This window comes from Niallia yueguangensis, assembly GCF_052663115.1.
The window spans coordinates 212,041-225,422 of the sequence record NZ_JBQTCX010000005.1 but is presented as its reverse complement, the minus strand read 5'-3'; the positions used below and the strand labels follow the sequence as shown (position 1 = coordinate 225,422).

Genomic DNA, 13,382 nt, shown 5'->3' with positions numbered 1-13,382 from the left:
TCCAGAGTATACCCTTTTTTATTTATATGACTCTGTTAAACTTGCCTGTTGATTGCAGCTTTCCGCGGGCGGTCCGGGAGCCTCCTCGGCGCTGTGCGCCTGTGGGGTTCCCTCTGACTCGCTTTTCCCGCAGGAGTCTCTCGCTTGGAACGAAAATCAACATGGTGCCAAAATCAACAATTAGCTTTAACATTGCCATTTATATAAAAAACTTGTTAGATTTTCATTATTCCACCAGTGCTTGCAGATGTTACAAGTTTAGAATAACGAGCTAAATAGCCTGTTTTTACTTTTGGCTCAAAGCCTTTCCATTCTGCTTTTCTTTGTTCCCATTCTTCTTCTGGAACGATAGCATCCATTGTACGGTTTTCAATATCGATTACAATCTGATCGCCATCTTTTACAAATGCTAGCGGGCCGCCTTCTGCTGCTTCTGGAGATGTATGGCCAATGGATAAACCTCTTGATGCCCCGGAAAAACGACCGTCTGTTACTAAAGCAACCTTCGCTCCAAGACCCATTCCAACGATTTGAGAAGTTGGTGCTAACATTTCCGGCATTCCTGGTCCACCCTTTGGTCCTTCATAACGGATGATTACAACATGGCCTTCTTTTACTTTTCCTTTTGAAATTCCTTCTAATGCTTCTTCTTGCGATTCAAAAACAATAGCAGAACCTTCATGGCGTGTAATACCTTTCTGTACTCCACCCGTTTTAATAATAGCACCATCTGGAGCCAAGTTTCCGAATAATACCGCTAATCCGCCTTTTTCCGAATGAGGATCCGTAATTGGACGGATAACATTATGATCTTTCACTTCACAACCTGCAATATTTTCTCCTAATGTTTTAGCTGATACTGTTAATGTATCAAGATGCAAAGCGCCTTCTTTTTTCGATAATTCATTTAGGGCTGCTGATACTCCTCCTGCCTCATGCAAATCTTCAATATGCACATCAGATGCAGGTGCTAATTTTGAGATATGGGGTACTCTAGCAGCAACCTCGTTAATTCTTTCAAGTGGATATTCAACCCCAGCTTCGTTTGCTAAAGCAAGCGTATGAAGCACTGTATTTGTTGATCCACCTAACGCCATATCCAACGCAAATGCATTGTCAATTGCTTTTTCTGTTACAATGTCTCTTGGTTTAATATCCGCTTTGATTAAATTCATCAGCTGTTTAGCAGATTTTTTTACAAATTCTTTACGCTCAGGAGCAACAGCTAAGATTGTCCCATTTCCTGGCAAAGCAAGTCCAAGCGCTTCTGCCAAACAGTTCATAGAATTGGCTGTGAACATACCTGAACAAGATCCACAAGTCGGACAGCCAAATTGCTCTAATTCTTTCAGCCCTTTTTCATCAATTTTTCCGGATTGGTATGCTCCAACCCCTTCAAATACAGATGATAACGAGATTTTTTTGCCATCACTTGTTACGCCGGCTTTCATTGGTCCACCACTGACAAAGATAGTCGGAATATTTAAGCGCATCGATGCCATCATCATTCCTGGCGTGATTTTGTCACAGTTCGGAATACAAACCATTCCATCAAACCAATGTGCTGCTACAACCGTTTCAATGGAATCTGCAATAATTTCGCGGCTTGGCAATGAATAGCGCATTCCAATATGCCCCATTGCAATCCCGTCATCAACGCCGATTGTATTCATTTCGAACGGTACTCCGCCAGCTTCACGAATTGCTTCTTTGACAATTTTTCCGAACTCTTGTAAATGTACATGTCCTGGCACAATATCTATATATGAATTTACAACTGCAATAAATGGTTTTCCAAAGTCTTCTTCTTTTACCCCTGCTGCACGCAATAAGCTTCGATGCGGTGCACGGTCAAACCCCTTTTTTATCATGTCACTTCTTAATCCTGTCACTTCTACCCCTCCATATATGCAATAAAAACAAAAAATCAGTATATTTAAACTTTTGTATATTGTAACATTATTACTTCAAAAATGGTAATATTGTTTTTATTTTTTTCTCTTGGAGAATAATTTTTAGATGAATTTACAAAAAATTTTTTTGTCACATTTCCTAACATATCACATTAGAACAAACTTGTTAAGTGTAAGATTTTTCCCTAAATCATACATACTACTTTGTAATTATTCGATATTAATCTTTATACCATAAATTATTTTAATATAACTTTATTACGGAAAACCGATGAAAGTCAGTGTTACTTTATCCGATATAAATTATCCTTTGATAAATCACGCACCGATACCTCACCAGATAGTGCCAAAGCTAATTCAAATTCTTTTTTCAAATTTTCAATAATAGAGGTTACGCCTAATTCACCAGAAACACATAATCCATACATAAATGGACGTCCAATTGCAACCGCATCCGCTCCAAGGGCAATCGCTTTAAACATGTCGGCTCCATTGCGTATTCCGCCATCAACCATTATTGGTATTTGTTTATTTACTGCCTTCGCAACAAGTCGCAATGCATCTAAACTAGAGATTGCTCCATCAAGCTGACGTCCACCATGATTGGAAACAATGATACCATCAAACCCTAGTTTAACTGCTTTTTTTGCATCTTTTGGATGAAGAATTCCTTTTAAAATGATTGGTAATTTTGTATGTTTTCTTAAAAAAAGGACATCTTCCCAGTTTAAGTCTGGATGCAGAATATTTTTTAAGATAGTCTCCACTATATTTTCATTACTCCAGTTTGGTACACTTTTTTGAAATGCTGGATCATTCCGATAATTCGCGTCCCCTAAAGACTCCAGCAACGGAACAAAACCATTTTTATAATCACTTTTTCTCCATCCAAGTAAACCTGTATCCACTGTAACAACTATTGCCTGAAAACCAGCCTTTTCTGCTCTTTTCACCATGCTGGCAGACACTTCTTTATTCCGTGACCAGTATAACTGAAACCAATTGTTTCCGTTTGGAGCAGCTTCAGCTATTTCTTCTAGTGAATAAGTAGAAACAGTGCTTGCTATATAAGGTATCCCAGCACGGGCTGCTGCTCTTGCAGCCGCTTTCTCTCCTTCTTCATCTGCAAGCCCTTGATAGCCTACTGGCGATAATATTAACGGAAACGATAAGTCTTTTCCGAAAAGAGTGGTTGTTACAGCACTTAACGATACATCTCTCAAAACTCTTGGTAGTATCGACCATTTTTGAAAGGCGAGCCGATTTGCATTTAACGTCTCTTCATCACCAGACCCACTTCTTATATAATCAAAAGGGCCTTTTTCCAGTTTCGCTTTTGCTTTTTCTTCCCATTCTTCAATGAATATTGGCAAGTCTTTTGTTTCTTTATTAATCGTTGTAAATGATTGAGTACTCATCTTATCCCCCCTCAAGTTCATACCTTTAAGATTACTTTATTTTTACAAAAAAAGCACTTCTGGAAAAATAGAACAGAAGTGCTTTTTCATTATAAAATCGATAAAAATGTAGAAGCTTTATCTTTTGGAAGGTTATCTATTATCTGTTTTAAACAATAAGAAAGAGCTTGATCCTCTATACTGTTATCTAGTTTTTCCTTCAACTTATCAAGGGTTAATGGATTATTCGGAGATCCTTTCGGAGCATCCACCCGCTTACTTATAATCTCATTACTATTTGTTACAATCTGGACAATGGTAAATCTGCCTTTTGGCATACTATCAACCGCTGGATGAATACTTTCATCGTATTCTCTCTTGATTATTTTCATTAATTTTTTTATCTCAGCCTTAATTTCCACTGGCTGAAAATGTTCCAATGTTAAAGGAAACTGAAGCAATATCGAAGCGACAATATACTCAGCACTAAACCGCCCCTGTTCACCAGTGCGCGGGTTTTGCTCGACTAGTGCAGCATCTCCTCCAGGAGGATAAATAATGGTGATTTCTTTCATTTCTTCTATTTTAACGCTTGTTTCATTCATGAGCTCAAGTGCCGCATCTGCTGCATGGCAAGCTGCTGAACAAAACGGATATAATTTAAACCATAAACCCTCAATTTTCCACGATTTATTCCAATCGTTTAATAAAAAGGGGCTTGCAAAATCTGCTCCTTCTCCATACACAGAAAAAAATCCAACTCGGCCATCTAAACCTGTTAAAGAACCACTTAAACCGATCTCTATAAAATCAATTGACTGAAGCGCTGCCTGTGCAGCTAAACCAGCATGCAATGGTTTCGTTTCTGTGCCAAACTGGAAACGGAGACCACTTGCCTGAGTTGCTGCAAAACCAATGACTTTACATAACTCTTCTTCGTTAAATCCTAGCAAATAACCGCCTGAGACTGCTGCAGCTATTATCCCTAAAGTACCTGTATTATGCCAGCCTTTCACATAGTGATCCTTCCCAACAGCCTGACCAAATCGCGCCATTACTTCTACACCGATTATATAAGCAGCCAACAGTCTTGCTCCTTCTATTTTCGGGTTTTTTCCAGCTAAAGAAAAGAGCACAGGTAATATTACTGTACTCGGATGACCACGTACTTCAGCATGCACATCGTCATAATCCAGCGCATGACCAATAAAGCCATTGATAAGCGCTGCTTGTATAGGAGAGGCTTTTTTCGATTGACCAATAATCGGAGCTCCTCTTTTTTCATCTTCTAAATCTATTAATCTGCAAAGCTTCTTTACACTATAATCCTCTTTAGCTGCATAGCTGGAAGCAAGGTAATCAATAATGCCCATTTTTGCATATTGAATGACTCTTTTAGAAGCAAGTGGATCACTATTTAATATAGATTGAACAAACTTTGCTGTTAACGTTTCTTTATTTACTGCCATTCGTCCAACACTTTTACAGCAAGATGAGAGAAATAATTAGCTGCCACAATAAGCGCATCTTCATTTAATGAATATTCTGGATGATGCCATTCCTTCGGTCCATCTACACCAACCCATACAAAATGACCAGGGATGCTTTCTTGATAAAATGCAAAATCTTCTCCACCAGGGCTTTGAACAGCATCCACTACTTTATACCCTAAATCTTCCGCAGCATCTTGAACAACCTTCGTATATTTACTGCTGTTATTGACAACAGGCAAATACTCATTCCAGCGGAAATCAATGGTTGCCCCAAAACCTGCCGCTATTCCTTCTGCTGTACGCTTCATTAATTTAGGAATTTCTTTGCGTGCTTCGTCTTGAAACGTTCGGACAGTTCCTTCCATCTCTGCCTTCTCCGGTATAACATTCCACGTATTCCCTGATTGAAAACGTGTGACACTGATTACTGCGTTGTGGAATGGACTTAAACTTCTGCTCACAATCGATTGTAAACTAGAAACAATTTGTCCGCCTACAACAATTGGATCAATGCTGTTATTCGGAATGCCCGCATGACCGCCAACACCAATTACATCTAATTCAAACCGGTCTACACTTGCCATTAACGGACCTTCTTTAACGCCGATGGTCCCTACTGGAAGATCTGGTTTATTATGCATTCCAAAAATAGCTTGCACTCCTTCAAGAGCACCGGATTCTCCTATTACCTTTGCACCTTGGGCTATTTCTTCCGCTGGTTGAAAAATAAACCGCACAGCACCTCTTAATTCTGCTTTTTTTTCTTTTAAAAGAATGGCAGCACCAATAATGGATGATGTATGAAAATCATGTCCGCAAGCGTGCATGACACCATCTTTTTTCGATACAAAATCAACCTTTGTTTCTTCCTTAATCGGTAGCGCATCAATATCTGCACGTATTGCAATCGTCGGACCTGGCAGATCTCCTTTTATTTCAGCAATCACTCCTACTTCCAATGAATAGTCTAAAATAGTGATATCCGCTTCTGATAACCATTTTTTAATTCTATTCGTTGTCTCTACTTCTTGGAATGACAACTCTGGATTTTCATGCAGTTCACGTCGATATGCAATTAATTTCTGCTGTAATGTTGCTTCAACTTGAGATAGTGCCATTTAATAGTGCCTCCTCAGTGGAATCCCCATTTTCTCTGCTTGTTTGTTTCAGGAATTGTTTTGTTCTTGGATTAGTCGAGTTTACAAATACGTCTTGAGGTGTACCTTGCTCGACAATATTGCCATCTGCCATAAAAATAACTTTATCTGCCACTTCTTTCGCAAAGGCCATTTCGTGTGTCACAATAATCATTGTCGTATTCTTTTTGGCGATTGTGCGAATGACTTGCAGCACTTCTGATACAAGCTCCGGATCCAACGCCGATGTTGGCTCATCAAATAAAATCGCATGAGGATCAACAGCTAAAGCCCGGGCAATTCCAACGCGCTGCTGCTGTCCACCTGATAACGTAATCGGGTAGCTATCTTTCTTCTCAAAAAGACCCACTGAACGTAGAAGCTCAAACGCTTTTTCGTTTGCCTCTTGCTTCTTCATTTTTTTCGTTATTAGTAAAGATTCAGTAATATTTTGCAACACTGTTTTATTTTTAAATAAGTTGTAGTTCTGAAAAACCATGGCTGTTTGTTGTCTTAACTGATACGCTTCTTTTCTGGAAAACTTTTCTGCATTAATTTTCGCACTCCCTATTTCAATTTCTCCTTGATCAGGGGTTTCCAATAAGTTTAAACAACGCAAGAATGTAGATTTACCAGACCCAGAAGGACCAATAATTGCTACAACCTCACCTTGTTTCACTTCCATATCAATACCATTTAGGACAACTAAATCTCCAAATCGTTTATGCAAATTTTTAACGGAAATCATTTTGTCATCCTCCTACTGTTGATACGCTCTATTTAATCTTTTTTCTAATAATTTTTGCAAGAATGATACAACGATGACAATTCCCCAGTAAGTAAGCCCGATAGCTAAGTATGTTTCAAAAAATATAAAACTTTCCGCTGCCATCATTTTTGCTTGCGCAAACATTTCTACAACACCTAACGTAAAAGCAAGGGCTGTTTCTTTAATAAGGGTAATAAATGTGTTTCCAGATCCAGGAAGAGCATTTTTTGCCGCTTGTGGCAATATTACTCTTCGATAAGCTTGAAACTTTGTCATCCCGACAGATAAACATGCTTCCAACTGCCCTTTTTCAACAGAATTTAACGCTGCACGGAAAATTTCTGCTAAAAAGGCGGATTCTTTTAAGCTTAACCCAATAATAGCTGCGGTTACTGGCGACATATCATTTAATCCCGGAATAATCTGTGGAATTCCATAATAAAAAAGAAATAATTGCACTAGCATTGGAATGGCACGGAAAAAAGAAATATAAACAGCCGCTAGTTGTGTCAGTACAGGAAGGCGGCTTTTTCTAATTAATGCTAATATTAATCCAAATATACAAGCTATCATCATAGCAGAAACTGCCATGATGATCGTTTGTGGTGCGTATTTTATCACATTGGGAAAAACGGATAAAAAATATTCAATATTCATTCAGGTATACACCTCAAGTCTTTTATTCTATAGTTATATCTTCTCCATAATATTTTTCAGAGAGTTTTTTCAACGTGCCGTCTTCACGTAATTTTTTTAGTTCTTCATTAAACGCTTTTAAAAGCTTGTCGCCTTCTTCGTTTTTAGCAAATGGAAATGCTGTTACATCGTGGGAAATTGGCTCCCCAACTAATTTAAGTGGAAGCTTGCTCTTTTTAATTTCGGCTTTTAAAATCGCAGAACTGTTCACATATCCGTCTACTTTGCCTGTTACTGCTTCATGCATTGCACTTTCACGTGTTTCATATGGTTTTAATGTTGCTATTTTATTTTTATCCCATGCTTCAAAGTTCTTTCCTTGGTTAGAACCAATAACGGAAGAGATTGTTTTTCCTTTTAAATCATCCAATGTATTAATTTCATCGTTGTCTTCTCTTACAGCAACCTGTGTACCAGAAAATGTGTATCCATCTGTAAAATTATATTTTGCTTTTCTTTCTTCTGTTACTGCAACATTGTTTGCAACTGTATCAAGTTTACCAGCTTCTAACTGCCCCATTAAACCAGCAAAGTCCGTTAATGTCCACTTCACTTCATAGCCTAAATTTTTCGCAATTGCTTCTGTAAGCTCAACATCAAAGCCAGTTAATTTTTCTCCATCTTTAAAGGTATTTGGAAAACTTTGACCTGTTGCTCCGATTTTAATTACTTTTTCTTCTTTATCTGCACCAGATTTATTGCCATTGCCGCAAGCTGCTAATGCAACTACTAATAATCCAATTAATAATAAACTTAAAAACTTTTTCATTATTTGTTCTTCCTATCTGTATAATTATTTTTTCTTTTGGCTGTTTTCATATAGAATGTTGCTTTTAAACTCGCAGCCTGAATACACTTCGTCCGTTTAGCGAGCGTCGAGCCTCCTCGTCGCATTACGCTCCTGTGGGGTCTCGTCTTTCTCGCATTCCCACAGGAGTCTACGTGTATTCAGTCTGCTGAGTACTGCTTCTCCCATTTTTTTACGTAAAAAACAACTAACTTTGAGAAAACAGCCTTTCTTTTAGACAAGGTCTTTTTTATAAAAGACCGTTGTATGACCTCGTCCGAGATTTGTTGTTCCTATTTGATAATATCCTTTTTTCTCATACATTTGCGATAGCCACGGATGATTTTCCGCTGTGCCCAATGTTACAGCAGGACTTCTTAACTCTTTGGCTATCTTGTCTTCTATTAAGGACAATACTTTAGAGCCGATTCCTTTTTGTCCAATCGTAGGATCGACTGCAAACCAGCCAATATGCGGAAAACCAGCCGGACCTGGCTGCGCTCCCCAAGGAAGGCGAATGCCAATGGTAGCAATAATAGATTCATCTTGCTCAAGTACGTAGCATAAATTATTCGTAATATGCTTTTTCACCATTTCTATATCTGCATGTGCTGCCGCAAAATTTATTCCTAAATCTCTAATCGACTGATATGCTTTTAACGTAACATCTAATACCTTTTCAGCATCTTCCAGAACCGCCAGACGGAAATTTTCTTTCATGACTAACCCCCCGCTTTACTTTGATTAATCAAGCAACCCTGTTTTTTGTATGCTGTTAAGCACTTGCTCTACCTTTTCAACAGCAGATCCTAAATAGGTTTCTGGGTTTAAAAGATCCTTTATCTCGTCAGCAGTCAACACATTCGATACTTGCTCGTTTTCTAGCAAGACATGTTGAAAAGCTTGTCCTTCTTCAATAGCTTTCATGGATAGTTCATAAACTAATTCATGAGCCGTTTGTTTACCGTACTTTTCAGCAAGAGCAAACATAATGCGTTCTGATAAAAGTAAACCGCCTTGTAAGTTTAAGTTTCTTAACATATTTTCCGGTTTTACAATTAATCCTTTTAAAATATTTTTTGTAGAAGCAAGCTGTGCAGATAAATAGATGCAAATTTCCGGAAGGGCAATCCACTCCCCTCTCCACGACATAGCATCTCGTTCATGCTCTACAATTTGAGAATCTTGAATAAGGGAAACACTATGTAAAATAGGACGTGTTAAACTTACAACACCTTCCAACGCTGCCGGATTGCGCTTATGCGGCATGGTTGTACTTCCAATTTTCCCTTTGCTGAACGGCTCTTCCACCTCATCAATTTCAGAGCGCATCAAATTGTAAAATTCATTTGCCAGCTTACCTAAAGTTCCACTTATTAAACCAATGACACTTGCATATTCTGCCACTCTATCCCTTGAAGAATGCCAACAAATTTCTGGAACCAATAATCCGAGCTTTTCTAATGTTTTCGCTTCTATTTCCGGTCCTTTTTCTCCAAAAGAAGCATACGTACCGACAGCACCTGCCATTACTCCGGTAAAAGTGCGAGATTCTAATGACTTTAAACGTTCCAAATGTCTTGCTGCTTCACTTAACACAACAGATAGCTTAAACCCAAAGGTTGTTGGCAATCCTTGCATTCCGTGCGTTCGGCCTGAAATCGGTGTAGTTTTATATTCTGAAGCGAGTCGTGCAAGCTCTCTCGCTACTTCTTTTAACTCCGACACAATCAATTCATGTGCTTCTTTTAATTGCAGCATCGTTCCTGTATCAACAACATCTTGTGTTGTCGCCCCGAAATGCACAAATTCTCCGTCTTCTCCTGCAAGAGACTGCAGAGCTTTTATCGTAGCATTTAATGAATGTTTGGCTTTTGCTGATTCTTCGGCAATTTCATTAAAATCAACTAAATCTGCTTTTGCTTTACTTGCGATTGTTTCCGCTGCTTTTTTAGGAATAACACCTAATTCCCCCTCTGCCAAAGCAAGGGCAGCCTCTACATCAAAGTGTTTTTGTAATCGATTTTGCTCTGACCAAACTTGACGCATTTGTGGTGTTCCAAAATTATTTTGCAGCAATATCATATCAATAACATGAGATCCCATTTGTTTCGTCCTCTCTTGTCGTACTATTCGTTACTAAGCGTTCTAGCAAATTAAAAAACTCTTCTTGCTCATCCAGAAGAGTTTGAATACTCATCTTCCGAAACAATGTATGTTTCAGTGGAATTAGCACAGTGCTGTTAAGCCTGTTGCTGAAGCTTCATCGGGCCAATCCCTCCACTTCTCTGGATAAGTTTTATTTATACATTATTTATCATTTAATTCCAACTTAGCTTATAAGAATTATAATAACTGGTTACTAATATACCTTCCGTGATATTTAATGTCAATATTAATATTCGACAAATTTTTTATTATTTACTATCTCTTTTTTCATCACTAATATTCGTTTATTTTAACCATTGACATCAATTACACACAAGCGGGCTGTCTCATATACATATCTTTGAGCCGCTCTTTTTTAGGGAAGAATCTAGTTGTTTTTATTTATTTCATCCTCTATCCACTGTACAATTTTATGTAAATATCCTTGTTTTTCATCGAGTGTTTCACAATATGGAACGATATACTGAATATTTGCAAGTGAAGCAAACTCTTTTTTCTCTTCCTCTGAACGTAAAAAAACAACTTTAGGAAACCGCTCTTTTTTATATCCCTCCACCAACAGAACATCATAATCTAAAAAGGAAAGCAATTGTTGTACCTTTTCAAAGCTCCATTCCTGTTTAGCCATCTCTAATTGTAGAATACCTTCTCCTTCGACGACACTGGCAAGAGCTCCTGCCTTTCTATGCTTTGTCGAATCTTTTAAATACGAACTGGGTGTTCCACCATGCCCGTGGTGCTTTAGAGCAACTACTCGAATTCCTTTTTCTGTTAATGCCTGAATCGTCCACTCCATCGCAGTCGTTTTTCCGCTATTTTGATAACCTACGAATTGAACAATCAATAATTTTCCCTGCCTTCTTGATCTTCTAATAAAAGCACATCGACTTCCATTCCTTTTTGATAACCTCTTGTTCCTCCCGGCAAAACGAGCAAACAATCTGCAAACGCAAGAGAGTAGATCACACTTGATTTATCCCTCCCTACTGGTGTTACAAATATTCTAGCATCTTGAAAATGAAGTTTACTACGGACAAATCGAGGAAATGGATTCGCTTTTGGAAAATCGCTTGCCAAAATAGCTCTTACTCTTTTCGCAAATGGCTTCTTGCTTCCCAGCATATCTCGGATAATAGGGCGTACATAAAGCTCAAAACCAACATAACATGCTGAAGGATTTCCTGATAATCCATACAATAATTTACCATCTAATGCAGCGATAGTTGTTACACTTCCTGGCCTCATTCCAATTTTATTACAAAGAACTTCTGCTTCAAGCTTCTCGTATACTAAGGGCATGTAATCAAAATCACCAACAGAGACCCCTCCAGTAGTTATAAACACATCCACCTCATCTATTGATTTTTTAATGAATTCACAGATATCTTCAAATGAATCAGGAAATTTCCCATAATATTTAGCCACAGCCCCGCTTCGTTCAATCTGAGCACAAAGCATGTAGCTATTGCTGTCGCGGATCTTCCCTGAGACAAGAGGTTCATCCACATCCAGCAATTCATTGCCAGTAGCAAATACTCCGATAACAGGTTGACGCATAACTTTCACTTCACTATAACCAAAGGTTGCTAATAGAGACTGCACCCCAGGATTTATCTTCACTCCCTTTTCTAGTAATCTTGTACCTTTCTGAATATCTTCTCCTTGAAAAGAGATATTATCGCCTTTTTTCAGGCTTCTTTTTATTTGAATATATGGCTTCCCATTTTTCTTTATTTCCTTTACTAGCTCAAGCATCATGACAGCATCACAGCCTTCTGGTATTTGTGCACCTGTCATAATTCGCACTGCCTGAGATCGCTGAATCTTTTTAGCGCTTACCATCCCTGCTCCTATATAATCCACTACCTCCAGCTCTACAATATTTTCAGAAGTAGCCTCAAATGTATCCTCTGTCCGCAAGGCAAATCCATCATAAGGTGATTTATCAAACCTTGGTATATCTGTAGTAGCTATAATTGTTTCTCCTAAAAAATGCCCCATCGCTTTTTTAAGTTTAACTGTTTGCGTAGTCCCCCGCTGGCGGTACTTCCATACTTTTTCTATAGCTTCCTCCACTTGAATCGGTTTACGAAAAAGTGTCATCGACTCTTCCTCCCTACATTCATTACGTTATCGCTTTAATTCCTCACAATATATATTTTGTATAATCGCTTCGGTTATTAATATTAACGAATATCTCCTCGTTAAAGTCTTCTACAAACTTAACAGAAATATGTTCTAATAAACCGTTCACCGACAAAGCATTTTTTCTTAATGCTTGATGTATTTGTTCTTTCACCTTTCGATGGTAGACAGCAATCAGCGGCTGAGCTTTACCGTTTACTAAGGGAACCACAGCTTCCACTCCCTCTTGAATAGAATTTAGTAGTTTCTCAATCGTCTGTTTCGTAATAAACGGACTATCTATTGGTAAAACGAAATACCATTCTGCTTCTATTTCATCCATTACTGAGTAGATTCCTGCCAATGGACCATACCCTTGAAATGGTTTAAGATCTTCTATCACTTCCACTCCCTTATTACACTTAAATCGATTTTTGATATTCGGGTGGGCTACAAGATAGATTCTAGCCGCAACTGATACCAAAGCCTCTATGGAATATTGATAAAAAAATTTCCCCTCTCTTTTAGCAAACGCTTTTGGTTCACCATACCTTTTTGATTGCCCGCCAGCTAATATAATGCCAATTAATTCATCTACTTTAGCCATCTATACTATTCCTTTCTACAACAACGTTTTATTTAATTATCAAATAGATAGAATTAAAAATTATTTTGGCTGTTTTCTCAAAGTTTGTTGTTATTCACGTAAAAAAAAATGGGAGAAGAAGTACTCAGCAGACTGAATACACGTAGACTCCTGTGGGAATGCGAGAAAGACGAGACCCCACAGGAGCGTATGCGACGAGGAGGCTCGACGCTCGCCCACGGAAAGCGAAGTGTATTCGGGCTGCGGGGTTAAAAGCAACAATCTATACAAAAACAGCCATTTTTTTATGAT

General features: G+C 38.3%; 12 protein-coding genes and 1 riboswitch. All 12 genes read right to left on the bottom strand.

The genetic code is table 11. From position 1 onward, the window contains the following. Positions 1 to 215: 215 nt before the first annotated feature. The 12 genes from ilvD to ACTYA4_RS07160 all read right to left on the bottom strand — a co-directional run bounded on the left by ilvD (position 216) and on the right by ACTYA4_RS07160 (position 13,091). Complete coding sequence (gene ilvD, locus ACTYA4_RS07215; RefSeq protein WP_443480613.1) at positions 216 to 1,892, bottom strand: dihydroxy-acid dehydratase; 1,677 nt, start codon at positions 1,890 to 1,892, stop codon at positions 216 to 218. Positions 1,893 to 2,197: 305 nt separating this feature from the next. Then, complete coding sequence (locus ACTYA4_RS07210) at positions 2,198 to 3,331, bottom strand: alpha-hydroxy acid oxidase (RefSeq protein ID WP_443480612.1); 1,134 nt, start codon at positions 3,329 to 3,331, stop codon at positions 2,198 to 2,200. A gap of 89 nt (positions 3,332 to 3,420) precedes the next feature. After that, complete coding sequence (locus tag ACTYA4_RS07205; protein WP_443480611.1) at positions 3,421 to 4,779, bottom strand: MmgE/PrpD family protein; 1,359 nt, start codon at positions 4,777 to 4,779, stop codon at positions 3,421 to 3,423. After that, on the bottom strand, positions 4,770 to 5,921 hold the full coding sequence (locus ACTYA4_RS07200; RefSeq protein ID WP_443480610.1) for a M20 peptidase aminoacylase family protein: 1,152 nt from the start codon (positions 5,919 to 5,921) through the stop codon (positions 4,770 to 4,772). Before ACTYA4_RS07200 ends, ACTYA4_RS07205 begins: the two co-directional genes overlap by 10 nt. Continuing rightward, the gene (locus ACTYA4_RS07195) at positions 5,902 to 6,687 is read right to left on the bottom strand and encodes an amino acid ABC transporter ATP-binding protein (RefSeq protein ID WP_443480609.1); all 786 of its coding nucleotides are present in this window, start codon (positions 6,685 to 6,687) and stop codon (positions 5,902 to 5,904) included. The genes ACTYA4_RS07200 and ACTYA4_RS07195 overlap by 20 nt, the downstream gene beginning before the upstream one ends. A gap of 12 nt (positions 6,688 to 6,699) precedes the next feature. Beyond that, the gene (locus ACTYA4_RS07190; RefSeq protein WP_443480608.1) at positions 6,700 to 7,365 is read right to left on the bottom strand and encodes an amino acid ABC transporter permease; all 666 of its coding nucleotides are present in this window, start codon (positions 7,363 to 7,365) and stop codon (positions 6,700 to 6,702) included. 22 nt (positions 7,366 to 7,387) lie between these two features. After that, positions 7,388 to 8,173 (bottom strand): amino acid ABC transporter substrate-binding protein, encoded by a 786-nt coding sequence (locus ACTYA4_RS07185; protein WP_443480607.1) that lies wholly within the window; start codon positions 8,171 to 8,173, stop codon positions 7,388 to 7,390. A gap of 252 nt (positions 8,174 to 8,425) precedes the next feature. Continuing rightward, a complete protein-coding gene (locus tag ACTYA4_RS07180) occupies positions 8,426 to 8,911 on the bottom strand; it encodes a GNAT family N-acetyltransferase (RefSeq protein ID WP_443480606.1) in 486 nt (161 codons plus the stop codon). 24 nt (positions 8,912 to 8,935) lie between these two features. Next, entirely contained in the window at positions 8,936 to 10,297 is a 1,362-nt protein-coding gene (locus tag ACTYA4_RS07175; RefSeq protein ID WP_443480605.1) for an N-acetyl-S-(2-succino)cysteine lyase, read from the bottom strand. Between the two features lie 87 nt (positions 10,298 to 10,384). Next, a riboswitch (SAM riboswitch) is annotated at positions 10,385 to 10,490 on the bottom strand. 237 nt (positions 10,491 to 10,727) lie between these two features. Next, complete coding sequence (gene mobB, locus ACTYA4_RS07170; protein WP_443480604.1) at positions 10,728 to 11,204, bottom strand: molybdopterin-guanine dinucleotide biosynthesis protein B; 477 nt, start codon at positions 11,202 to 11,204, stop codon at positions 10,728 to 10,730. Then, complete coding sequence (locus tag ACTYA4_RS07165; protein ID WP_443480603.1) at positions 11,201 to 12,463, bottom strand: molybdopterin molybdotransferase MoeA; 1,263 nt, start codon at positions 12,461 to 12,463, stop codon at positions 11,201 to 11,203. Before ACTYA4_RS07165 ends, mobB begins: the two co-directional genes overlap by 4 nt. 43 nt (positions 12,464 to 12,506) lie before the next feature. Next, positions 12,507 to 13,091 (bottom strand): molybdenum cofactor guanylyltransferase, encoded by a 585-nt coding sequence (locus ACTYA4_RS07160; RefSeq protein WP_443480602.1) that lies wholly within the window; start codon positions 13,089 to 13,091, stop codon positions 12,507 to 12,509. Positions 13,092 to 13,382: the final 291 nt, after the last annotated feature.

Excerpts from the sequence above, each read along its gene's own strand:
- ACTYA4_RS07210 (WP_443480612.1), bottom strand. The coding sequence starts at position 3,331 with ATGAGTACTCAATCATTTACAACGATTAATAAAGAAACAAAAGACTTG.
- ACTYA4_RS07205 (WP_443480611.1), bottom strand. The coding sequence starts at position 4,779 with ATGGCAGTAAATAAAGAAACGTTAACAGCAAAGTTTGTTCAATCTATA.
- ACTYA4_RS07200 (WP_443480610.1), bottom strand. The coding sequence starts at position 5,921 with ATGGCACTATCTCAAGTTGAAGCAACATTACAGCAGAAATTAATTGCA.
- ACTYA4_RS07195 (WP_443480609.1), bottom strand. The coding sequence starts at position 6,687 with ATGATTTCCGTTAAAAATTTGCATAAACGATTTGGAGATTTAGTTGTC.
- ACTYA4_RS07190 (WP_443480608.1), bottom strand. The coding sequence starts at position 7,365 with ATGAATATTGAATATTTTTTATCCGTTTTTCCCAATGTGATAAAATAC.
- ACTYA4_RS07185 (WP_443480607.1), bottom strand. The coding sequence starts at position 8,173 with ATGAAAAAGTTTTTAAGTTTATTATTAATTGGATTATTAGTAGTTGCA.
- ACTYA4_RS07180 (WP_443480606.1), bottom strand. The coding sequence starts at position 8,911 with ATGAAAGAAAATTTCCGTCTGGCGGTTCTGGAAGATGCTGAAAAGGTA.
- ACTYA4_RS07175 (WP_443480605.1), bottom strand. The coding sequence starts at position 10,297 with ATGGGATCTCATGTTATTGATATGATATTGCTGCAAAATAATTTTGGA.
- ACTYA4_RS07165 (WP_443480603.1), bottom strand. The coding sequence starts at position 12,463 with ATGACACTTTTTCGTAAACCGATTCAAGTGGAGGAAGCTATAGAAAAA.
- ACTYA4_RS07160 (WP_443480602.1), bottom strand. The coding sequence starts at position 13,091 with ATGGCTAAAGTAGATGAATTAATTGGCATTATATTAGCTGGCGGGCAA.